The organism is Methylobacterium gregans (assembly GCF_022179245.1).
Classification (GTDB): Bacteria; Pseudomonadota; Alphaproteobacteria; order Rhizobiales; family Beijerinckiaceae; genus Methylobacterium; species Methylobacterium gregans.
In genome coordinates this window covers 17,265-39,543 of sequence record NZ_BPQM01000117.1, presented here as the reverse complement: position 1 = coordinate 39,543, position 22,279 = coordinate 17,265, and the positions used below count along the sequence as shown (strand labels likewise).

At 68.3% G+C, this 22,279-nt stretch carries 21 protein-coding genes; 17 read left to right on the top strand and 4 right to left on the bottom strand.

Annotated features, from left to right (window positions below):
- The 9 genes from MFF54_RS21060 to MFF54_RS21020 all read left to right on the top strand — a co-directional run.
- Positions 1-296 (top strand): helix-turn-helix domain-containing protein (locus MFF54_RS21060; RefSeq protein ID WP_238305893.1); only part of this gene is annotated, 296 nt, incomplete at its 5' end.
- Between the two features lie 457 nt (positions 297-753).
- A complete protein-coding gene (locus MFF54_RS21055) occupies positions 754-1,362 on the top strand; it encodes a response regulator transcription factor (protein WP_238305891.1) in 609 nt (202 codons plus the stop codon).
- A gap of 29 nt (positions 1,363-1,391) precedes the next feature.
- Positions 1,392-2,381, top strand: coding sequence for a UDP-glucose 4-epimerase GalE (gene galE, locus MFF54_RS21050; RefSeq protein WP_238305889.1), 990 nt, complete (start codon positions 1,392-1,394; stop codon positions 2,379-2,381).
- Between the two features lie 398 nt (positions 2,382-2,779).
- Positions 2,780-3,985 (top strand): alpha-hydroxy acid oxidase, encoded by a 1,206-nt coding sequence (locus MFF54_RS21045; protein WP_238305887.1) that lies wholly within the window; start codon positions 2,780-2,782, stop codon positions 3,983-3,985.
- Positions 3,986-4,430: 445 nt separating this feature from the next.
- A complete protein-coding gene (locus tag MFF54_RS21040) occupies positions 4,431-5,465 on the top strand; it encodes an ABC transporter substrate-binding protein (protein WP_238305885.1) in 1,035 nt (344 codons plus the stop codon).
- A gap of 36 nt (positions 5,466-5,501) precedes the next feature.
- Complete coding sequence (locus tag MFF54_RS21035) at positions 5,502-6,365, top strand: ABC transporter permease (protein ID WP_238305883.1); 864 nt, start codon at positions 5,502-5,504, stop codon at positions 6,363-6,365.
- Positions 6,365-7,183 carry an ABC transporter permease gene (locus MFF54_RS21030; RefSeq protein WP_238305881.1) on the top strand — a complete coding sequence of 273 codons (819 nt, stop codon included), beginning with the start codon at positions 6,365-6,367 and terminating at the stop codon, positions 7,181-7,183. The genes MFF54_RS21035 and MFF54_RS21030 overlap by 1 nt, the downstream gene beginning before the upstream one ends.
- The gene (locus MFF54_RS21025) at positions 7,164-8,321 is read left to right on the top strand and encodes an ABC transporter ATP-binding protein (RefSeq protein WP_238305879.1); all 1,158 of its coding nucleotides are present in this window, start codon (positions 7,164-7,166) and stop codon (positions 8,319-8,321) included. Before MFF54_RS21030 ends, MFF54_RS21025 begins: the two co-directional genes overlap by 20 nt.
- A 40-nt stretch (positions 8,322-8,361) precedes the next feature.
- Positions 8,362-8,994, top strand: a complete 633-nt coding sequence (locus MFF54_RS21020) for a glutathione S-transferase (RefSeq protein ID WP_238305870.1) — start codon at positions 8,362-8,364, stop codon at positions 8,992-8,994.
- Positions 8,995-9,043: 49 nt separating this feature from the next.
- Here MFF54_RS21020 and argE read toward each other — a convergent pair whose 3' ends face one another.
- Positions 9,044-10,216 carry an acetylornithine deacetylase gene (argE, locus tag MFF54_RS21015; RefSeq protein WP_238305862.1) on the bottom strand — a complete coding sequence of 391 codons (1,173 nt, stop codon included), beginning with the start codon at positions 10,214-10,216 and terminating at the stop codon, positions 9,044-9,046.
- Between the two features lie 308 nt (positions 10,217-10,524).
- Between argE and MFF54_RS21010 the strand changes: the two genes are divergently transcribed.
- The 5 genes from MFF54_RS21010 (at position 10,525) to MFF54_RS20990 (ending at position 14,092) form a co-directional block, all read left to right on the top strand.
- Positions 10,525-10,947, top strand: a complete 423-nt coding sequence (locus tag MFF54_RS21010; protein WP_238305860.1) for a RidA family protein — start codon at positions 10,525-10,527, stop codon at positions 10,945-10,947.
- Positions 10,944-11,618: a DUF1028 domain-containing protein gene (locus tag MFF54_RS21005; protein ID WP_238305858.1), complete on the top strand. Its 675-nt coding sequence runs from the start codon at positions 10,944-10,946 to the stop codon at positions 11,616-11,618. Before MFF54_RS21010 ends, MFF54_RS21005 begins: the two co-directional genes overlap by 4 nt.
- A gap of 59 nt (positions 11,619-11,677) precedes the next feature.
- Positions 11,678-12,625 (top strand): LysR family transcriptional regulator, encoded by a 948-nt coding sequence (locus MFF54_RS21000; RefSeq protein ID WP_238305856.1) that lies wholly within the window; start codon positions 11,678-11,680, stop codon positions 12,623-12,625.
- Between the two features lie 82 nt (positions 12,626-12,707).
- Positions 12,708-13,163, top strand: a complete 456-nt coding sequence (locus tag MFF54_RS20995) for a type II 3-dehydroquinate dehydratase (RefSeq protein WP_238305854.1) — start codon at positions 12,708-12,710, stop codon at positions 13,161-13,163.
- Complete coding sequence (locus MFF54_RS20990; RefSeq protein WP_238305852.1) at positions 13,160-14,092, top strand: 2-hydroxyacid dehydrogenase; 933 nt, start codon at positions 13,160-13,162, stop codon at positions 14,090-14,092. Before MFF54_RS20995 ends, MFF54_RS20990 begins: the two co-directional genes overlap by 4 nt.
- A gap of 94 nt (positions 14,093-14,186) precedes the next feature.
- Here the strand turns inward: MFF54_RS20990 and MFF54_RS20985 are convergent, their stop codons facing one another.
- Together MFF54_RS20985 and MFF54_RS20980 are read right to left on the bottom strand one after the other, a co-directional pair.
- On the bottom strand, positions 14,187-15,437 hold the full coding sequence (locus MFF54_RS20985; protein WP_238305850.1) for a flavin-containing monooxygenase: 1,251 nt from the start codon (positions 15,435-15,437) through the stop codon (positions 14,187-14,189).
- A 562-nt stretch (positions 15,438-15,999) separates the two neighbouring features.
- Positions 16,000-16,614, bottom strand: a complete 615-nt coding sequence (locus MFF54_RS20980; protein WP_238305848.1) for a TetR/AcrR family transcriptional regulator — start codon at positions 16,612-16,614, stop codon at positions 16,000-16,002.
- Between the two features lie 88 nt (positions 16,615-16,702).
- On the opposite strand from MFF54_RS20980, the gene MFF54_RS20975 reads away from it, so the two are divergent.
- From MFF54_RS20975 to MFF54_RS20965, 3 genes are all read left to right on the top strand, one after another.
- Complete coding sequence (locus tag MFF54_RS20975; protein WP_238305846.1) at positions 16,703-17,959, top strand: efflux RND transporter periplasmic adaptor subunit; 1,257 nt, start codon at positions 16,703-16,705, stop codon at positions 17,957-17,959.
- A gap of 104 nt (positions 17,960-18,063) precedes the next feature.
- A complete protein-coding gene (locus MFF54_RS20970) occupies positions 18,064-21,255 on the top strand; it encodes an efflux RND transporter permease subunit (protein ID WP_238305844.1) in 3,192 nt (1,063 codons plus the stop codon).
- Positions 21,256-21,297: 42 nt separating this feature from the next.
- The gene (locus tag MFF54_RS20965) at positions 21,298-21,603 is read left to right on the top strand and encodes a PQQ-dependent sugar dehydrogenase (RefSeq protein WP_306423976.1); all 306 of its coding nucleotides are present in this window, start codon (positions 21,298-21,300) and stop codon (positions 21,601-21,603) included.
- Between the two features lie 87 nt (positions 21,604-21,690).
- On the opposite strand, the gene MFF54_RS20960 is transcribed toward MFF54_RS20965, so the two are convergent.
- Positions 21,691-22,047 (bottom strand): MmcQ/YjbR family DNA-binding protein, encoded by a 357-nt coding sequence (locus MFF54_RS20960; RefSeq protein WP_238305840.1) that lies wholly within the window; start codon positions 22,045-22,047, stop codon positions 21,691-21,693.
- Positions 22,048-22,279: the final 232 nt, after the last annotated feature.

Genomic DNA, 22,279 nt, shown 5'->3' with positions numbered 1-22,279 from the left:
ACTGGCTGCTCCTGGCCACCGACCGCATCGACGGCAGCGAGATCGTGATGACCCACGAGGCGCTCGCCCAGGTGCTGGGCACCCACCGCCCCGGCATCACCGTCGCGCTGCACGAGCTCGAGCGGGCCGAGATGATCGCCACCCGCCGCGGCCAGATCACCGTGACCGACCGCCCACGCCTGATCCGCGCCGCAGGAGAGAGCTACGGCCTCGCCGAGGCCGAGTACAAACGCCTCATCGGACCCTTCGCCCCGGCCTCCGGCGCGTCCGGTAGCCGCTATCGCCCGAACCTATGACAAATGCCCGGATGCGCGGCAGGATCGCCGCCCTGGCTTCGGCAAACGGATCCGCGTCGCCCGACGAGCGCTCGGCCGATCCCCCCGCGCGAACCTGAGATCGTGCCGATCGCGTGGCATGCGCATCGCACGTGATGAGACCCTCTCGCTGCCGCGCAGGCCGCGATGGTCGTGTTCCAGCATCAGGTGAGAACTGCGCCAACCTCCCCGCGGAGTACCACCTTTTTTCAGCTCGTTTTCTCACAAACCTGCGCAATAAAGAGGCAGATGAACAGTTATTTGTGTGCTCGATTCGACCAGTCGAACAGGAAGTCCTGATCTGGCCGGAGGACTTTCTGTGCGATCCAGGCATTCGATCCATGGCACTGCCATCACTCATGGGACAATGACGATGCATCGCCGGCAGAAGATCAAATGTCGAATTATATCCAACGACTCTTTCGTCGAAAGAGGCATCATGTCCGTCTTGATGTCGGCCGGACATGAGATCTTAAGACCCGACGAAAGCGAAGGTGATAGAGATTGTGAGGTCGCTCTCTTATGTTTCGATCGACAGAATCGCACCTCGCACGCGGATCTCTGTGCTTCTTTATCTCATCAGTGCAAGCTCGTCGTTCTTGCACAGCCTCACGACAGGGATGCCTTACCCCCGCAGACACTCGCCGGCGCTGCAGCCGTGCTCGACCGCAGCGTCTCACAACAAAAGCTGCTCGTGACGCTCGATGCCGTGATGATGGGGGCGGTCGTGCGCGATGCCGCCTTCTTCCGCCCCAACCGAGAACCGAGCGATATCGTGTTCCCGGTGGCGTCGGCCCGCTCTCGTCTGCCCGTCAAGCTCCCAGCTCCCTCTGGATCGGACACGTTCGTCTGCCCCTTCTCCTTGCGAGAGCAGGAAATTCTCTCCGTGCTCGCCGAGGGCGTATCGAACAAGCACATCGCGCGCAAGTTCGACATCGCCGAGTCGACCGTCAAAGTTCACGTCAAACACATCCTGCGGAAGCTCAACATGAACAACCGCACGCAGGCCGCGATTTGGGCCAAGAGTTACAGACCAATTCCGGTCTGATGGCGCCACGACGAAGGGGAGCACGATCAATGACGGTCTTGGTGACGGGCGGTGCCGGCTATATCGGCAGCCACATGGTGCTCGCCCTCCTCGATGCGGGAGAGGAGGTGGTGGTCCTCGACGATCTGTCGACCGGCTTCCATTGGGCGCTGCCCCCCGAAGTCCCGTTCGTGCGGGGCGACATCGCTGATAAGGCACTGGTGCAGCGGATCGTTCGCGAGCACGGCGCGCGATCCCTGGCCCATTTCGCGGCCAAGATCGTGGTGCCCGACTCCGTCGCGGATCCGCTCGGATACTATCTGTCCAACACCGTGAAGTCGCGTGCGCTGATCGAGGCGGCCGTGGGGGCGGGAATCGAGCACATCATCTTCTCGTCGACTGCCGCCGTCTACGGCGAGCCCGCACGCGTGCCCGTGCCGGAAGACCTGCCGCCGGACCCGATCAATCCCTACGGCCGCTCCAAACTGATGACCGAGTGGATGCTGGCCGACGCCGCCCGGGCGCACAACCTGCGCTATGTCGTTCTGCGCTATTTCAACGTCGCGGGCGCGGATCCGCGGGGGCGCTCGGGCCAGTCCACCCACAATGCCACCCATCTGATCAAGGCCGCCACCCAGACCGCGTTGGGACAGCGCCGGCACCTCGAAGTGTTCGGCACGGATTATCCCACGCCGGACGGCACCTGTCTGCGCGACTACATCCAGGTATCCGACCTCGCCGACGCCCATATGATGGCCCTGCGCCATCTGCGCCGGGGCGGCGGGAATCTGACCCTCAATTGCGGTTACGGCCGGGGCTTCTCGGTTCTCGAGGTGCTCGATACGGTACGGCAGATCTCGGGCCGGGATTTTCCCATCGTTTTCGCGCCCCGGCGAGTCGGGGATCCCGCGCGCGTCATCGCCGAGGCTGACCGTATCCGTGACGAACTCGGCTGGCAGCCGAAGCACGACGACCTTCGGGCGATCGTGGCGCAGGCCTTTGCGTGGGAGCGCGCGCTCCCGCACCGTAATCAGATCTGATCCCACCCCTGCCGGGGGGCGGGAGCAAGACCGTTTGCCACTGCCCGTCGGACGAGAGCACGAGCGTGGCGGAGGCAATCCGACCGAGCTTTATCCTCGGCTCCTCCGGCCCGGGCCGCTCCCCGATCGACCGGCCCAGGGCCAACCGGTCAGGTCAGCCCTGAGAACCCGCAAGGGCGGCCTCGGCCCGGGAGTCAGGACCTGGGAAACCCGCTATCCTGGGTGGCGGTCTTCCTCGGGCGATCCAGGGACCAGTCGACCCATCCGATCGATGGCGGTCGGACGGGCATGGCCTTGGCGGCCGACCTGCGGCAGGCTGATCGGGTCGCGGGGAGCGGCTGGTCCTGTTCCATCCAGCCCGAGTAACCTCCCGGCACCCACCGGAGGTCAGGCAACGCATGGCGCCCATCATCACGACGATCGAGGATCTGCGGCGGGTTGCCGGGCGACGCGTGCCACGGATGTTCTACGATTACTGCGATTCCGGTTCATGGACCGAATCCACCTACCGGGCCAACGAGGCCGATTTCGCCGCGATCAAGCTCCGCCAGCGCGTGGCCGTCGACATGTCCGACCGCTCGCTCGCCACGACGATGGCGGGTCAGTCCGTCGCGATGCCCGTCGCCCTGGCGCCGACGGGACTGACGGGCATGCAGCACGCGGACGGCGAGATCCTGGCAGCGCGCGCGGCGGAGGAAGCGGGCGTGCCGTTCACGCTCTCCACCATGAGCATCTGCAGCATCGAGGATGTGGCGGAGCACGTAACCAAGCCCTTCTGGTTCCAGCTGTACTTCATGCGAGACCGCACCTTCAACGACCGGCTCATCGACCGCGCGAAGGCAGCGGGTTGCTCCGCCCTGGTCCTCACGCTGGACCTCCAGATCCTCGGGCAGCGCCACAAGGACATCCGCAACGGCCTCTCCGCGCCACCCAAGCTGACCCTCGGCACGACGCTGAACCTCCTGACCAAGCCGCGCTGGTGCTGGTCCATGCTCCGCACGCAGCGGCGGACGTTCCGCAACATCGTCGGGCATGTCGAGGGCGTGCGGGATACCAGCTCCATCTCGGCTTGGGCGGCGGACCAGTTCGACCCGCGCCTCGGCTGGGACGACGTGCGGCGGATACGGGATCGCTGGCAGGGTCCTCTGATCCTGAAGGGAATCCTGGATGCGGAGGATGCCGAGGTGGCCGCCGCGACCGGTGCCGAGGCGCTGATCGTCTCGAACCACGGCGGGCGCCAGCTCGATGGCGCGCCCTCGTCGATCGCAGCGCTCCCCGAGATCGCGGACGCGGTGGGGTCTCGCATCGAGGTGCTGATGGACGGAGGCATCCGATCGGGCCAGGACGTCTTGAAGGCCGTCGCCCTGGGAGCGAAGGGCGTCTTCATCGGCCGCGCCTTCCTCTACGGCCTCGGGGCCTACGGGCAGGCGGGCGTCGCCAAGGCCCTGGCGATCATCCGCCAGGAGCTCGACACCACGATGGCGCTGTGCGGCCATCGTGACATACGAGCCGTCGACCGCTCGATCCTCCGGACGCCCCCTGTGCGGGAGATTGGACCGGACGTCCGACTCCGGGTGCCGGCTTGGCGGTCCGCCGCCTCGTGACACCGGTTCAGGCAAGTCTGGCTCCCGAGGAGCCGGTGCCTCAGAATTTCCGATCCAAAGGCTTCCGGAAATCGTACTTTATGCACCAGCGCGGCCATTTAGCTTTTCCGATCGAAACAGGGCTCAATCGTCTGGATGATCCGTTCTTCGCCCGATGACTGCGCAGGACGGGCACCGGAGGTCAGGACAAGGACCGTCCGCGCGTGCGTGGGCCGCGATCACCCGCGGACACTCGATGATTCGGGAAGTATCGATCCGGATTCACCCGCGCGTTTTGGGCAGAGAATCTCTATCCACCCAACAATCTGCGAGCTTGAGCATGTCGATGCCGAAGCGCATCAGAATCTTGCGCTAGTATAAGCGGGGATATCCCCAACGATCCCTGCGCAAATTTGGCACTGAATTTGCAAAGATCTTGAGATCAAGACTGAGAGGAGCCACCAACGTGATCCGCCTTTTGACCCCGCTCTTCGCCGCCTCCGTCCTGGTCGCATCGATCATCCCGGGGCAGGCGGCCGAGAAGCTCGTCGTCAGCACATGGGGCGGCAGTTTCCGCGACCTGATCGACGAGGCCATCGCCTCGAAGTTCAAGGCCGAGACCGGCGCCGAGGTCGAGTACATCACCGGCGGCACCATCGATCGGTTGAACAAGGCCAAGCTCGCCAAGGATGCGCCCGAGAGCGACGTGACCTTCACCACCGCTCATGTCGGCTGGCTCTACGTCAACGACGGCCTCTTCGAGACGCTCGACCTTGCCAAGATCCCGAACGCGAAGAACCTCGTTGAGCAGGCGAAGGTCAGCCCCGCGCATCTCGGCACCTGGGGCTACGTCTACACGATCGGCTACCGTGCGGACCTCGCACCCAAGGGCATGACCTTCGGTTCCTGGGCGGATCTCTGGGATCCGAAGCTCAAGAACAGCCTCGCCGCGCCCGATTTCGATCCGAGCCACATCATCGCAGTCTCGGCGTTGCTGGCGGGCGGAGACCCGGCCACCTGGGAGAAGGGACAGGCCAAGCTGGAGGCGCTGAAGCCGAATTTCCGGGCCTTCTACACCAACGATGCTAACAGCCAGCAACTCATCGCCACCGGCGAGACCCCCGTGCAAGTCGTGCTGACCATGAACGCCTACTACATGAAGGGCCAGGACGTGCCGATCACCGTGGTGATCCCGAAAGAGGGCGGGGTGCTGGGCATCGACACGGTGGCGATCAACAAGGGCTCGAAGAAGGCCGAGCTGGCCTACAAGTTCATCAACATCGCCCTCGACCCCGAGGTGCAGGCCAAGATCGCAGAGCTCAAGAAGGGAAGCCCCACCGTCACCAACGCCAAGGTCGATCCCGAGATCGCGAAGCTGCCGGGCGTGTTCACCACGGCCGAGCAGTGGAAGACTCAGGCCATCAACATCGACCCGAAGCTCAGGGCCGAGAAGACGGCGCTCTGGCGCAAGTGGTTCGCCGAGAACATCATGGCGCGCTAGGGCCCGCACCGTCCGCCCCGATCGACCGGAAGCACCATGACACCCGCGATCCGCCGCCGGCCCTTCCTGCCCCTGTTCGTGACGCCGGCGGTGCTCGTCGCCGTCGCGATCGTGGCCGCCATGGCGGCGATCCTGCGCTACAGCCTGCACGCCTACGTGCCGGGCTCCCTCGACGTCGGCGGGCTCACGCTGGAGAACTTCTCCGATCTCGGCCGCCCGATCGTGCTGCGCGCCCTGCGCGACACGGTGCTGATCTGCTTCGAGACGGCGCTGATCACTCTCATCGTCGGCTATCCCGTGGCCTACGCGCTGGTGCGGACCCGCTCGCTCTTCCTGAAGTCCGTCATCCTGGTCACCGCGGTCACGCCGCTCTTCCTCGGCGAGGTGGTGCGCACCTATGCCTGGACGGTGGTGCTAGGCAATTCCGGCTTCGTGAACGCCACCCTGCGCCAGCTCGGGCTGATCGAGCGGCCGATCCAGCTCATGTTCACCGAGCTCGGCGTGATCATCGCCCTCGTGCACGTGACGCTGCCCGTGATGGTCATCATGCTGGCGGCGGCACTCGCCCATATCGACCGCGACTACGAGCGCGCCGCCCAGAGCCTCGGCGCCGGGCCGGTGCGCGCCTTCCTCACCGTGACGCTGCCGCTCTCGCTGCCCGGCGTGGTGGCGGGCTTCACCACCGCCTTCGCCTGGACCTTCAGCGCCTTCGCCACGCCCCAGGTGATCGGCGGCGGCAAGGTCGGGGTGGTCTCGACGCTGGTCTACCAGCTCGGCCTGTCCTCGTTCAATTTCCCGGTCGCGGCCTCCTTGAGCCTCGCCGGCCTCGTCCTGGCGCTCGGCACGATGTGGCTCGTGCGCCGTGCCGCCCGCCCGCTCGAAGCGCTGGGAGGCCACTGATGCGCCGCGGCCTCTCCACCCGCCTCCTCGGGATCTCCGGCAAGGTCCTCGTCGGGCTGATCCTCGCCTTCATCGTGCTGCCGGCCCTCGTGGTGACGCTGGCCGCCTTCAACGACCGGGCGATCCTGAGCTTCCCGCCGGCCAAGTACTCGACCCGCTGGTTCACCCGGGCCCTGACCTATCGGGATTTCCAGACGGGTCTGTGGAATAGCCTTGTGGTCACCGCCTGGGCCTCGACGATCGCGCTCGTCGTCGGCACCGGCTTCGCGATCGCGCTGAAGCGCTACGCCTTCCGCTTCAAGGCAGGCCTCGAGGGCGTGCTCCTCTCGCCGCTGATCGTGCCGCACTTCACCATCGGCCTGGGCCTCCTGGTCCTGGCCACTGGGATCGGCGCGGCGCGGGGCTTCGCCGTGGTGGTGCTCACCCACGTCATCGTGGTGCTGCCGTTCGTGATCCGCTCGGTCTACATCTCGCTGCAGAACATCGACGAGCGGCTGGAACTCGCCGCCGCCAGCCTCGGCGCCCGGCCGGGCCGCGTGCTCGGCACCATCACCCTGCCGCTCCTCGCGCCGGGCCTCGTCAGCGGCTGGTTGTTCGCCGCGATCCTCTCCTTCAACGAGTTCACCGCCTCGCTCTTCGTGACGGGCCAAGCGACCCAGACCCTGCCGGTCGCCATGTACGGCTACGTCCGCGAGTTCGCGGACCCGACGCTGGCGGCCGTCTCGGTCATCTACATCGCGGTGACGGCGCTCGCGCTGACCGTCGCCAACACGTTCCTCGGGCTCGGCAAGGTGCTGAATGTTGAGCAAGGCCGTTGATCTCTCCCCGCCCGCGAGCCTGCCCGGTGCCGCCGTGACCGACCGGCCGACCCCGGCGGTCCGCCTCGACGGGGTGGTGAAGCGCTTCGGCACGGTGACCGCGCTGGAGGAGACCTGGCTGCGGGTCGAGCAGGGCGAGTTTCTGACGCTGCTCGGACCCTCGGGCTGCGGCAAGACCACCCTGCTCAACCTGATGGCGGGCTTCCTGGAGGCGGATGCGGGCGAGATCTTCATCGGGGACGACCTCGTCACCGCCACCCCGCCCTACGAGCGCGAGATCGGCATCGTCTTCCAGAACTACGCCCTGTTCCCGCACATGAGCGTCGCGAAGAACGTGGGCTACGGCCTGCGCATGCGTGGGCTGCCGAAGCGGGAGATCGCCGAGCGGGTGGCCCAGGCCCTCGCCCTCGTGAAGCTCACAGGCTTCGCCGACCGCTCGCCCCGCCAGCTCTCCGGCGGCCAGCAGCAGCGCGTGGCGCTCGCCCGTGCCCTCGTCATCCGCCCGAAGGTTCTGCTGCTCGACGAGCCGTTCTCGGCGCTGGACAAGAACCTGCGCGGGGCGATGCAGGTCGAGTTGAAGGAGATCCAGCGCCGGCTCGGCGTGACCACGGTCTTCGTCACGCACGACCAGGGCGAGGCGCTGAGCATGTCGGACCGCATCGTCGTGATGTCGGCGGGCCGTGTCCGGCAAGTCGGCACGCCGGATCAGGTCTATCGTCACCCGCAGGATCGCTTCGTGGCGGGGTTCATCGGTGACGTGAACCGTTTGCCGGGCCGCCTCGAATCTCGCGCGGGCGAGCGCGCCACGGTCGCGATCGGCGACCTGCGCCGAGAGGTCGAGGCGGAAGCCCTGCGCGACTGCGCGGCGGGCGCCGCGGTGGACGTGTTCGTGCGCCCGGATCACCTCGGTGTGCGGCCCATGGGCGAGGCCGGGACCCTGCCGGCGCAGGTGGCGGCCCTCGTCTACCAAGGCTCGCACATCGACCTTCACGCCGACCTCCACCCCGATCTCGCCGGCAGCGGTCGCGTGGTGGTGCGGATGCCGGGACACGGCGCGCTCGCCACCTACGCCCCCGGAACCCCCGTCGGCCTCCTCGTGCCGCAGGGCGGCCTCGTCGCCTTCCCGCCCGAGCCGTGACGCGCTCGCCTCGGATGCGCCCGACAGGAACAAGTGCCCGATGAAGCTTCTCTACGCGCGGACCTCCCCGTACGTCCGCAAGGTCCTGGTCCTCGCCCACGAGACCGGGCAGGCGGAGGCGATCGAGATCGTGCCAGTCACCGCGACGCCGACCGAGCGCAACCCGGAGACGGTAGGCCACAACCCACTCGGCAAGGTTCCGACCCTCGTGCTGGCCGACGGCACGGCCCTGTTCGACAGCCGGGTGATCTGCGAGTACCTCGACGCCCGCTCCGCCGGCCGGCGCCTGTTCCCGGAGGGCGCGGCCCGCTGGGACGCGCTCGCCCGCCAGGCGCTCGCCGACGGCCTGCTCGATGCCGCCCTGCTGCTCCGCTACGAGCGCGTGATGCGGCCGGCCGCGGCGCGCTGGGATGCCTGGGAGGCGGGCCAGATCGCGAAGATCACGGACGCTCTCGATCGGATCGAGGCGACGCTCGCGGGATCTCGGAACGATCCTGAGAACGATTCCGGCGCGGGGCTCGACATCGGCGCGGTCGCCACGGGCTGCGCCCTCGGCTACCTCGATTTCCGCTTCCCCGACCTCGGCTGGCGTACCGGCCGGCCCGCCGCAGCCGCTTGGTACGCGGCGTTCGGCCGGCGTCCCTCGATGCAGCGGACGACGCCGCAGGATTGAGCGCCGCGCCTGGGGCGATCTTCCGCCCCTCGGGTGCCCGCAGGCGCTCTCAGCGCGAGGCGGCGATCAACTGCCGGACGAAGCCGGCGCAGCTCTCCAGTTCGTCCCGCGTGACGTACTCGTCGGCCCTGTGGGCGCGCCCCATCGCGCCCGGGCCGATTACCACGGCCGGGACGTCGCCCAGCGTCTGGAACAGTCCCGCCTCCGTCCCGTAGGACACCTTGGCGTGCCCGTCGCGGCCGGACAGCCGCTTGGCCAGCCGCGCGAGGTCGGCCTGCGGATCGAGCTCGAGCCCCGGATAGCCGACGAGGGGCTCGACCGCGACGCCGCAGGCGGGGTCGCGCGCCGCCATCTCGGCGCCCAGCACCTCGGTCGCGTAGGCGATCGCGGCCCCGGCCAGCGCCCCGGCGTCGTCCGCCGCGATGGCGCGGTACTCGAACTCGACCGTGCAGGTATCGGGCACGATGTTGAGCGCCGTTCCGCCCCGGACGACGCTGCAGAGCCCGGTGGTGTGGGGGACGTCGTAGAGCGGGTCGCGGGCGCCGTCGCGGGCGAGGCGCTCGGCGCTCAGACGGACATGGTCGATGAAGCGCGCCGCGAACTCGACGGCGTTGACCCCCTGCGGCGCCGTCGCCGAGTGGCAGGCCCGACCGCGGAAGGTGAGCCGCGCCGCGCTCTTGCCCTTGTGGCCGACGACCACGCCCATCTCGGTCGGCTCGCCCACGAAACAGCCGAGGGGGCGAAGGCCTCGCGCGCGCATCCGCGCAATCAGCGGGCGCACGCCGAGGCAGCCGACCTCCTCGTCGTACGAGAGGGCGATGTGGATCGGGCGGGCGAGCCCTGCCGCCGCCATCTCGGGCAGCAACGCGAGGCAGACCGCGACGAAACCCTTCATGTCCGAGGTGCCGCGTCCGAAGAGGCGCCCGCCGCGTTCGGTCAGGCGGAAGGGGTCGCTCGACCAAGATTGCCCGTCGACCGGCACGACGTCGCTGTGGCCCGAGAGCACGTAGCCCGGTACGTCCCGCGGACCGATCGTGATCCAGAGCGCCGCCTTGTCATCCGCGGGCGCAGGAATCCGGTCGATCTCCGCCCCGTGCGCGCGGGCAAGGTCCTCGACATGGTCGATGAGCGCCAGGTTGCTGCGCGCGCTGACGGTCTCGAAGCCGACGAGCTTGTCCAACGTCTCGACGAGCGCCCCGGACGTCGTAACAGTCATGATCATCGGCGGATCCCGCGTGCTTCCGAATGAAGCGGATCGTTACGGTCGGCCTCTGTTGCAGACAACACGCGGACGCCGGCCTGGGGCTGACCCGAGGTCTTCGGCGGCTTCGGATTTTCCGAACCACATCCCCGGCAAGTGCTTGTTGTTGGGCGCGGACGGATCGATATCCTCGCCGCGCTCAAGCCTGGAAGCGGGCCTGGAAGCGGGCGCCGGCGGGCATGCCCGATGCATCGCGCAACGGGACGCGTGCCGAGCCCGCACGGCCATCGACAGCCCGGATTCGCTCTCGCCCGAGGTAGGAACGCCCGATGACCGTCCACAAGAGGATCCGCCCCTTCAACACCCGCGACACCTATCCCGAGCAGCAGCTCGACAACGATCTCTGCCAGACCGTGGTGGCGCGGGGGCAGATGGTCTTCGTGCGCGGACAGATCGGTCAGGACCTCGACACTTCCGAGAGCGTCGCGATCGGCGACGCCGCCGGTCAGGCCGAGAAGGCGATGGCCAACATCGCGATGCTGCTGGAGGAGGCCGGCTCGCGGCTCGAGCACATCTGCAAGATCACGATCTACCTCGTCGATCCGCGCTACCGCGAGCCGGTCTACCGCACGGTCGGCCGCTGGTTGAAGGGCGTCCACCCCGTCTCGACCGGGATCGTGGTCTCCGCGCTCGCCCGACCCGAATGGCTCGTCGAGATCGACGCCATCGCGGTAATCCCGGAGGCGGCATGACCTTCTCGATCGTGGCGCGCTGCGCGTCGACCGGCATGTTCGGCGTCGCGGTCTCGTCCTCCTCGCCCGCCGTCGCGGCGCGGTGCGCCCATGCGCGCGCGGGAATCGGCGCGGTCGCGAGCCAGAACGTGACGGATCCGGCGCTCGGCCGCCGCGCCCTCGACCTGATGGCGCTCGGCGCCGACGCCGCGGAGGCGGTCGCCGTGCTGCGACGGACCGGCGGACCGATGGCCTATCGCCAAGTCCTGGTCGTGGACGCGGCCGGCGGCTCGGCGATCCATTCGGGGCCCAAGGCGCTCGGGACCTGGGGGGAAGCACGTGCCGCGGACGTCGCCTGCGGGGGCAACCTCCTCGCTGACGCGCGCGTGCCCGAGGCGATGGTCGAGGCCTTCCTCGGCGCGTCCGGCCATCTCGGCGACCGCCTGCTCGTCGCGATGCGGGCGGCGCTCACGGCTGGCGGGGAGGCCGGCCCGGTGCACTCGGCCGGGCTGATGCTGGTGCGCGAGGTCGCGTGGCCGGTCGCGGACCTGCGCGTCGACTGGACGGAGGATTGCCCGATCGCGGGCCTCGCCGCGCTGTGGGACCTCTACCGGCCGCAGCTCGACGCCTACGTCACCCGCGCCCTCGACCCCGTCGCTGCGCCGAGCTACGGAGTCCCGGGCGACCTATGATCGAGGACGGGACGCGAGGCGGCTTTCCGGTCGGCCTGGCCGCTCGCTGAAGGCAGCGAATGCGGTTCACCCTGCGCCAGCTCGAATACTTCATCGCCGCCGGACAGACCGGCAGCATCACGCTCGCCTCCGAGCGCATCCACATCTCGCAGCCCTCGATCTCGACGGCCATCGCGCACCTGGAGCGGGAACTCTCCGTGCAGCTCTTCGTCCGCCACCACGCGCAGGGGCTCACGCTGACGCCGATCGGCCGCGAGGTGCTGCGCGAGGCCAAGGCCCTCGTGGAGCAGGCCGAGGGACTCTACACCCTGGCGTCGGAGGCGGGCGGACAGGTGCGGGGCCCCCTCTCGCTCGGCTGCATGGTGACGCTCGCGCCGATGCTCGTGCCCGAACTCGCCCACGCCTTCACCACCGCCTTCCCCGCCACGCAGATCCGCTACGTGGAAGGCGACCAGGAACAGCTGATCACGGGCCTGCGCCGCTCGGAGACCGAGGTCGCGCTGACCTACGATCTGCACGTGCCGGACGACATCCACTTCACCCCGCTCGTCGACCTGCCGCCGCACGTCCTGGTGGCGGAGGGGCACCCGCTCGCGGAGCACGCCGCGGTCGCGATGGCCGACATCGTCGACGAGCCCATGATCCTGCTCGACCTGCCGCTGAGCCGCGAATACTTCCTCGCCCTCTTCATGGCCGAGGGCCTGCAGCCGAAGATCGCCGCGCGCTCCGCCCACCAGGAGGTGGTGCGCACGATGGTGGCCAACGGCCACGGCTACACCCTGTTCAACGTGCGCCCGCGCTCCGACCTCGCGCTCGATGGGAAGCGGCTGAGGCGGGTGCGGCTCGCGGGCACGCACCGCCCGATGCGCATCGGCCTCGCGCGCCTGAAGCAGCTCAACCGCTCGCGCCTCGTGGAGGCCTTCGAGACGCATTGCCGCGCCTTCATCTCCGACGCCTACATCCCCGGCATGGTCGCGCCCGCCATCGAGCGGCGTGTGCCGCGCTGAACCCCGCGCTTCTGCCGAGCAGGATCGCGGGCTGCGGGACGTGCCCCGCCCACGGACAGAGAGATCCCTCGAGGACCACCCCATGACCGCTCCGATCCCGATCCTCTTCCTGAACGGCCCGAACGCCAACCTGTACGGGCTCGATCCGCACGGGACCTACGGGACGGAAGGCTTCCCTGCCCTGAAGGCGCGGTGCGAGCGGCACGCCGAGACCGTCGGCGCCGCCCTCGACTTCCGGCAGTCGAACCACGAGGGTGTCCTCGTCGACTGGATTCAGGAAGCCCGGGGAACGGCCGCGGGTCTCGCGATCAACGCCGCCGGCCTCACCTACACCTCCGTGGCGATCCTCGACGCGCTGCAGGCTTTCTCCGGCCCCATCGTCGAGGTGCACATGAGCAACATCTGGAAGCGGGAACCCTTCCGGCACCACTCCTACGTGTCGCGGGCGGCGACCGGCGTCGTCGCCGGTCTCGGCGGGCTCGGCTACGAGCTCGCCATCACCGCCCTCGCGACCCGGGTGCGGGAGGCCCGCGCGTGACCGAGACCCTCGTCTTCGCGAGCGCCGTCGATCCGGTCGGGCCCTGGCGAACGGCGCTGGAGGCGCTATTGCCGGACGTGCGCGTCAGGACGCCGGAGGAGATCGGCCCCGGGGACGACGTCCGGTACGCGCTGGTCTGGAAACCGCCCGCCGGCTTCTTCGCCCGTCACCCGGGGCTGCGGCTCGTCACCATCCTGGGCGCGGGTGCCGACGCGCTCGTCGGCCGTGACGACCTGCCGGACGTGCCGGTGGCGCGCCTGTCCGACCCCGAGATGGCGCGGATGATGACGCACTACGTGCTGTTCGCGGTCTTGCGCTACGCGCGCGACATCCCGGCCTTCGAGGCGGCCCAGCGTTCCGGCCGCTGGCACTACGTCCATCCCCGCGAGGCGCGGGAGATCCGGGTCGGCGTGCTCGGCCTGGGCGAACTCGGCGGCGCGGCAGCGCTCGAACTCGCGCGCCAGGGCTTCTCCGTCGCCGGCTGGTCGCGCACGCCGAAGGCGCTTCCCGGGATCGACTGCCACGCGGGTCCGGATGCGCTGAGGCCGTTTCTCGCGCGGAGCGAGATCCTGGTGGTGATGCTGCCGCTGACGCCCCAGACCCGGCGCCTGATCGGAGCGGACGAGATCGCCGCGCTGCCGCGGGGAGCCGCGCTCATCAACGTGTCGCGCGGGGCGGTCATCGACGAGGCGGCCCTCGTGGCGGCCTTGGCGTCCGGCCACCTCGGCGGCGCCACCCTGGACGTGTTCGAGACCGAGCCGCTCGCGGAGGGGCACGCCTTGTGGGGGATGGAGAACGTCCTCGTCACACCCCATCTGGCCTCGGTGGCGATTCCAGCCTCCGCCGCCCGGCAGATCGCCGAGAACATCCAGCGGGTTCGGACGGGTCGCGCTCCGGAGCACCGCGTGGACCTGAGGCGGGGATACTGACCGCGACCCGTGCCCGGTGCGGCCGCCCACGCAGCGACCGCACCGGCGTCCGGGAGGGTGAGCGACCCGGAGCCGGGCGCTCCGCAGGAGGCTCCTACGCCCGCGTATAAGCGTCGTAGTTGCGCTGGATCACGATGTGGTCGGCAATGTGCTTCGCATCCTGCCAGCAACCGTAGATGAAGGCCGAGGCGCGGTTCGTCAGGTCGGGAAGCCCGAGAAAGTAGATGCCGTTCTCCGCCGAGACGCCGCGCTTGTGCAGGGGCATGCCCTGCTCATCGAACGCATCAACGTCCAACCAGCTGAAGTCGTATTTGAAGCCCGTCGCCCAGAGGATGGTGCCGATGCCGGAGTTCTTCACGTCGAGGCTGAGAATCGGCTCCTTGAGGCAGTCCGGGTCGTCGAAGCGCTGCCACGCTTCGGGTTCGGGCGGCAGATCCAGGCCCTTGCGCTCGATATAGGCGTCGGCGTCCCGGAGGACTTCGAAATAGGCCTCGTCGCCCTCGGCGATGTTCCTCACGAGGTCGTTCTCGAAGTGGAGCGTGCCGTTCTCGTAGGAGCGCGTCACGCCCACGAGCGTCACGCCCATATGGGCCAGGCGCCGGAAGTCGACGGTCCGCCCACCCTCGTACCCGCTCACCGCGAAGGCGACGTGCCTCTTCTTCCGCTTCGACTTGACTTCATCCCATAGGCCGAGCGCTCCCAGCCACCAGCAATAGTCTCGCTGCCGATAAGCGCGCGGCGGGCGATAGTGCTCGCCGACGGACAGGTAGACCTTCCGTCCGGCCTTGCAGAGCTCTTCGGCGATCTGCGAGCCCGAGGCGCCGCATCCGACGACCAGCACAGCTCCATCGGCCAGTTGGCCGGGATTCTTATAGGTCGAGGAATGCAACTGATCGACCGCGGCATCGGCGGGGACGATGCTTGGGAACGACGGGACCTGGAACGGCCCGGTCGCCGCAACGACACGTCGGGCTTCGAAGATGCCGTCAGACGTCGTCACGGTATAGCCCGGACGACCCTGGCTGTGCTTGACGTGCTTGACGTCCACGCCCGTTCGGATGGGAGCCTTGATCATCGCGGCGTAATCGTTGAAGTATTTTGCGACCCGATCTTTGTTCGGAAACGCGTCCGGATGCACGTCCTCGAACTTCAGGTTCGGAAAGCGGTCATGCCAAGCCGGTCCGTTGGCCACGAGCGAGTCCCAGCGCATGGAACTCCAGTTCTCCGCAATCCGTCTGCGCTCCAGGACGATATGCGGGATCTTCAGAGCGCTGAGATGCTCGCTCATCGCAATACCCGACTGGCCTGCCCCCACGACTAGGGTGTCGGTGACTTCGACTGCCATTTCAGCTCCCGAAAACTTGCAGACGCCTCGACCTCGAAACTGCTGACCGATGCCTCATCAGCGGCGTTCAACGTGTCGCGCACGGGGTCGGTGAGCTTGGTTGGAGCGTTGAATCTGCTGGAGCGGGCCGGCGGTGAGAAGTAGGATTTTTTAATATTCCGCTTCGGAAAATGCGAACTGTCGTACAGCCGGCACCGACTGATGATGTAACGAGCCGATCGGCGTTCGCGGCATGGAGCCGCACGCAAGGTCCGCCAGATCGATTTCGGCGCAGGGAACCGTCAAGCCGCTCGTCGGCACCAGCCTTCACTCGGACCTGCCAGCTCAGCTGCGCCCCAAAAAGAGATCGTCAAAAGGTTGTTCCGAGGGAGACTGGACACGCTCGATCCGACAGGACGCCGCCGAGCGCTGCCGTGACCAGTGTACCCGCACCGATCACGCCGACATCCGAGCGGCCGAGTTCGAACATCGTGATCTCGTTCCGCAACGCGAGGGTAGAGCGACGGCCGAAGGTTGGGCTGTGACGCGTCGATCTCCTCCCGATGCCGTACTCGCCGCGTCCTCAAGGGAGCGGGATCCGATTCGCCTCTTGGCCCGGGAAGGCGCTGAGCGAGACATGCGCCACCTCCCGGAGAGCGTCCCGGTCGGCGCCCGAGGACGCGAGGACGCCCATGCCGGAGGCGACCGTCGAGAGAAACCGCGCCAAAGCTGCGGGGTCGGCGTCATCGCCGAGGTCGCCGTCGCGCTTGGCCTGGACGAAGCGCTCGCGCAGTTCCGTCTCGGTCAGCGCACGCCGCGAGGCTAGTTCGAACGGGATGTTCTCGGAACCCGCGCCGCAGGCGAGCCCACCCTGCACCAGCAGGCAGCCGGGTGGGTTGGCTGGATCGGTGTGGCTCTCGGCGATGCTGCCGAGGTACCGCTCGGCCACCTCCCGCGCGCTCGCCCCCGCCAGCACGTAGCGCATGTGCTCGGAACGGCGCTCAGCGTAGCGGTCGAGCGCCGCCTTGAGCAGACCCTCCTTGCTGCCGAAGGCCGCGTAGAGACTGGGGGGCTTGATGCCCATCGCCTTGGTCAGCATCGCGAGGCTCGCGCCGTCATAGCCGTGGCGCCAGAACACCTCCATCGCCTCGTCGAGGGCCTTGTCCGTGTCGAACGACCGGGGCCGCCCCATCGCCATTGTCTGCCGGCTCCAACTTTTGTATCGAGTGGTAGATAAGTCTCTTGACGCGTCGCGTCCACATCGACATGTGTAGTGAACCCTACAGATGTCGGAGCCGGCCGTGGACCCTCATCGCGACGCTTCCCTAGGCCAATTCATCGTCCGGCGCAGCGCCGGAATCGGTGTCGCTCTCGCCCTGCTGGCGGGTGCCGCTTATCAATTCGCCTCGGCGCCGCTCTTCGAGGGTCATGCGGCAGTCGCAGCGACACCGCAAGCCGAGCCGGCTACGCCGGCCCCGGTCGCCATCGTCGAGCCGCGCGACGTGATGCTCTGGGACGCGTTCTCGGGCCGTCTCGAAGCTGTCGAGCGCGTCGACGTGCGGGCCCGGGTCGGCGGGGCGATCCAGGCCACGCACTTCATCGAGGGCGAGCTGGTCAAGGCCGGAGACCTCCTCGTGACCATTGACCCGGCGCCCTACGCGGCGGAGGTCCAACGCCTGGAAGCCCAGGTGGCCGGCGCCGAGGCGCGCGTCGGGCTGACCGCGAGCGATCTGGAACGCGGGCGCAGGCTCTCCGACCAGCAGATCGTGACGGCGCGCGACCTCGACGTGCGCGCCAACGCCTTCAAGGAGGCGCGGGCGAGCCTCGACGCGGCGAAAGCGGCACTCGAAGCGGCGCGGCTGAACCTCGGCTACACCGAGGTCCGGGCGGCGGTGGGCGGGCGCGTCGGGCGCCGCGAGGTCACGCCGGGCAACCTCGTGGCCACGGGGGCAGGCGCTGCGGTGCTCACAACCCTCGTCTCGGTCGATCCGGTCTACGCCAGCTTCGACGCGGACGAGAGCGTCGTCCTGAAGGCGCTGGCCTCGATCGCCGGCCCTGCGGGCGGTCGCGGAAAGCTCGACCGCATCCCAGTCGAGATGGTGACGGCGGAGGGGGCGCCCGCCCGCGGGCACCTGCAGTTCATCGATAACAAGGTCGATGCCCGCAGCGGCACGGTCCGGGTGCGCGCCAGCTTCGCCAACGGTGACGGCCACCTCATCCCCGGCCAGTTCGCGCGGATGCGGCTCGGTCGGTCCGTGCCCGAGCGGCTGCTCCTCGTCGACGAACGGGCCGTCGGCACCGATCAGGACAAGAAGTTCGTGCTCGTGGTGGGCGCGGACGACCGGGCCGCGTTCCGCACCGTCACCCTCGGCCGGGCGGTCGAGGGCCTGCGCGTGGTGACCTCGGGCCTCTCCGGTGGCGAGCGCATCGTCGTCAACGGCTTGCAGCGCATCCGCCCCGGCGCGCTCCTGCGCCCCGAGCCGGTGGCGATGGGAGCGCGCGCTCCGGACACCGACGGGCCGCGCCGGCTAGCCCAGCGCTGACGCCCGAGGGCGTCCTCACCTCCACCTCCGCTTCCGCAACGAGGCTCGCGCCCCCCACGGGCGGCCGCCCTGTTGCGCCCGATGCTCCGACCCGGGAGGGCGGCATGAACCTGTCCAAGTTCTTCATCGACCGCCCGATCTTCGCCGGCGTGCTCTCGGTTCTCATCTTCATCGGCGGCCTTATCTCGCTCTTCGCGATGCCGATCTCCGAGTATCCGGACGTGGTGCCGCCCTCGGTGGTGGTGCGCGCGACCTTCCCGGGTGCCAACCCCAAGGTCATCGTCGAGACGGTGGCGACGCCGATAGAGGAGCAGATCAACGGCGTCGAGGGCATGCTCTACATGTCGAGCCAGGCGACGACCGACGGCATCATGACGCTGACCGTCACCTTCCGGCTCGGCACCGATCCGGACAAGGCGCAGCAGCTCGTTCAGAACCGCGTCTCGCAGGCCGAGCCGCGCCTACCGGCCATCGTGCGCCAACTCGGCATCGTCACGGTGAAGTCCTCGCCCGACCTCACCATGGTGGTGCACCTCGTCTCGCCCGACGGGCGCTACGACATGACGTATCTGCGCAACTACGCGGTCTTGAACATCAAGGACCGGCTGGCCCGCCTCGACGGCGTGGGCCAAGTGCAGCTGTTCGGCTCCGGCGACTACGCGATGCGCATCTGGCTCGACCCACAGAAGGTCGCCGAGCATGGCCTGTCGGCGGGCGACGTCGTGCGCGAGATCCAGGCGCAGAACGTGGAGGCGGCCGCCGGCGTCATCGGCGCCTCGCCCGCCGTCCCCGGCCTTGACCTCCAGCTCTCGCTCAACGCGGAGGGGCGCCTCACCAGCGAGGAGCAGTTCGGCGACATCGTCGTCAAGACCGGCGAGAACGGCGAGATCACTCGCTTACGCGACATAGCCCGGATCGAGCTCGGCGCCTCCGACTACGCGCTGCGCTCGCTCCTCGACAACAAGTCGGCGGTGGCGATCCCGATCTCCCAGTCGCCGGGCTCCAACGCGATCCAGATCTCGGACGCGGTCCGCCGGACCATGGAAGAGATCAAGCGGAACATGCCGGAGGGCGTCGACTACCAGATCGTCTACGACCCGACGCAGTTCGTGCGCGCCTCGATCGAGGCGGTGATCCACACGCTCCTGGAGGCGATCGCCCTCGTCGTCCTCGTGGTGATCCTGTTCCTGCAGACGTGGAGGGCCTCGATCATCCCGCTGCTCGCCGTGCCGGTCTCCATCGTCGGCACCTTCGCGGTGATGCACGCCTTCGGCTTCTCGATCAACGCCCTGAGCCTGTTCGGCCTCGTGCTCGCCATCGGCATCGTCGTCGACGATGCCATCGTGGTGGTCGAGAACGTCGAGCGCAACATCGAGGCCGGGCTGTCGCCGCGGGACGCCAGCTATCAGGCCATGCGCGAGGTTTCGGGGCCGATCATCGCGATCGCGCTGGTGCTCGTCGCGGTGTTCGTGCCGCTCGCCTTCATCAGCGGCCTGACGGGCCAGTTCTACAAGCAGTTCGCCCTGACCATCGCGATCTCGACCGTGATCTCCGCGATCAACTCGCTCACCCTATCGCCGGCCCTCTCGGCGCTCCTCCTGAAGGATCATCACGCTCCGAAGGACCGGCTGACCCGCGTGCTCGACACCCTGCTGGGTTGGTTCTTCCGCCGCTTCAACCGCGTCTTCGGGCGCGCCTCCGACGGCTACGGGCGCGGCGTCGGCCTCGTCGTCTCGCGGAAAGTCACGATGATGGTGCTCTACCTCGTGCTCGTCGGTGTGACCGTGGTGCTGTTCCAGAGGATCCCCGGCGGCTTCGTGCCGGGCCAGGACAAGCAGTATCTCGTCGGCTTCGCGCAACTCCCCGACGGCGCCACCCTCGACCGGACCGAGGCGGTGATCCGCCAGATGAGCGAGATCGCCCTGAAGGAGCCCGGTGTCGAGAGCGCCGTCGCCTTCCCGGGGCTGTCGATCAACGGCTTTACCAATTCTTCGAACTCGGGGATCGTCTTCTCGACGCTCAAGCCCTTCGCGGAGCGCAAGCCCCCCTCATTGAACGGGGCGGCCATCGCGCAATCGCTCAACAGGAAGTACGCCGCGATTCCTGAGGCCTTCATCGCGATGTTCCCGCCCCCGCCGGTCAACGGCCTCGGGACCATCGGCGGCTTCAAGCTGCAGATCGAGGATCGCGCCGGTCTCGGCTACGAGGCGCTGAACGAGGCGACCAAAGCGTTCATGGCCAAGGCCGCGCAGGCGCCGGAGCTCACCGGCCTGTTCTCCAGCTTCCAGATGAACGTGCCCCAGCTCTTCGCCGACATCGACCGGACCAAGGCGCGTCAGCTCCGCATCCCGGTGACGGACGTGTTCGACACGCTGCAGATCTATCTGGGCTCCCTCTACGTCAATGATTTCAACAAGTTCGGTCGCACCTACTCCGTCCGCGTCCAGGCCGATGCGCCGTTCCGCGCCCGTGAGGATGATGTCGGATTGCTGAAGGTCCGGGCCGGATCGGGCGAGATGGTGCCCCTCTCGACCCTGCTTCGCGTCCGCCAGAGCGCCGGCCCGGAGCGGGCGATGCGCTACAACGGTTTCCTCTCCGCCGACATCAACGCGGGCGCCGCGCCCGGCTACTCCTCGGGGCAGGCGCAAGCCGCTGCGGCGCGCATCGCCGCCGAGACGCTGCCCCGCGGCTTCGCCTTCGAGTGGACCGACCTGACCTATCAGGAATTCATCGCCGGCAATTCCGGTGTCTGGGTCTTCCCGCTGGCACTGTTGCTGGTCTTCCTCGTGCTCGCCGCGCAGTACGAGAGCCTCGCCCTGCCGCTCGCCATCCTGCTGATCGTGCCGATGGGGCTGCTCGCGGCGATGTTCGGAGTCTGGCTGTCGGCGGGCGACAACAACGTCTTCACGCAAATCGGCCTGATCGTGCTGGTCGGCCTCTCGGCCAAGAACGCCATCCTGATCGTGGAATTCGCCCGCGAGCTGGAATTTGGCGGCCGAAGCCCACTCGCGGCCGCCATCGAGGCGAGCCGCCTGCGCCTGCGCCCGATCCTGATGACCTCGATGGCCTTCATCATGGGCGTGCTGCCCCTGGTCACCGCGACCGGGGCCGGATCGGAGATGCGAAGCGCCATGGGCGTTGCGGTGTTCTCCGGCATGATCGGCGTGACCGCCTTCGGCCTGTTCCTGACCCCGGTCTTCTACGTGTTGCTGCGCCGCCTCTCGGGCAACCGGCCGCTCAAGCAGCACGGTGCGGCCGCCCCTGTCGCCGGAGACAGCATCGGGCAGGCCGCGTAGCAGCCTTGGGACGCGATCTCGAACGAGACACCCTTGTCGGCCGTGAGAACCGTTTCGGAGACGCCGTCCGAGGCGGCTGGAAGTGGCGGCACCGCGCTCGATCCGCCGATATTCGGCCTCACGCGGTGGGTGCCACCGCAATCGCCTCGATCTCGATCATCGCGGCGGGATCGTAGAGCGCATCTGGCGCGGCGCGTCATGGTGGACGGCAAGGCGACCGGCAAGGAACGCCTGCTGCTCTCCGACGATCAGCACGTCCGCGACGTCAAGCAGGCGCCCGACGGGGCCCTCTGGGCGCTCACCGACGACGCGGACGGGCGCCTGATCCGCATGGCGCCCGGCGGTTGACCGCGTGTTCATCGGCGGCAGCCAGAGTCCGGTCTGCAACGGTGGCGCCGTGCTTGTTGTGGTTCGCGGCGGTGATCGGCGCCCGTGCTATGGATCAAGCGCCAGACCTTCGTAGCGGGCGACGAGGCTCAGCGGGGCGACTGTTCTCCACGCCGCGAGGAGGGCCCTTCGCAGGGTTTCCTCTTCCGCAGCGTAGAGGTCGAGGCTTGTCCAGCCCCGAACACCCCAGGTGCCCGGTACCGGCTCGAAGGCATCAGGCTCGTCCTCGATCAACTCGGTCTGCACTTCGGGCGTCAGCTTCATCACGACGCGCTCTTCATCCGTCCAGAGGGTCGCGTAGATCCGGCCGCCGACGCGGAAGTCGGGATGGCCTTGATGCGCCCCCTCGACGGTTTCAGGCAGCATCGACGCCAGCGCGCGTACGTCTTCCGGGAGGCAGGGCATTGCCTCTGATAGCACACGCTGTGCCGCCGGCACCGTCACGCGAGCGGCCAGCAGCGATCAAAACGCAGCTTCGTCTTCACGCGCGCCGGTGACATTTCGGAGACTTGCGGGACCTCGAAACACGCGTTTCCGCCGGGTGAGCCTCCGGAAGCAGGGCCATTGACCACCGTGTGCGCATCTGTATGCGACGTGGTCTCCGGGCAGATCTTGCGGCAACATCCGAAACAGGAGA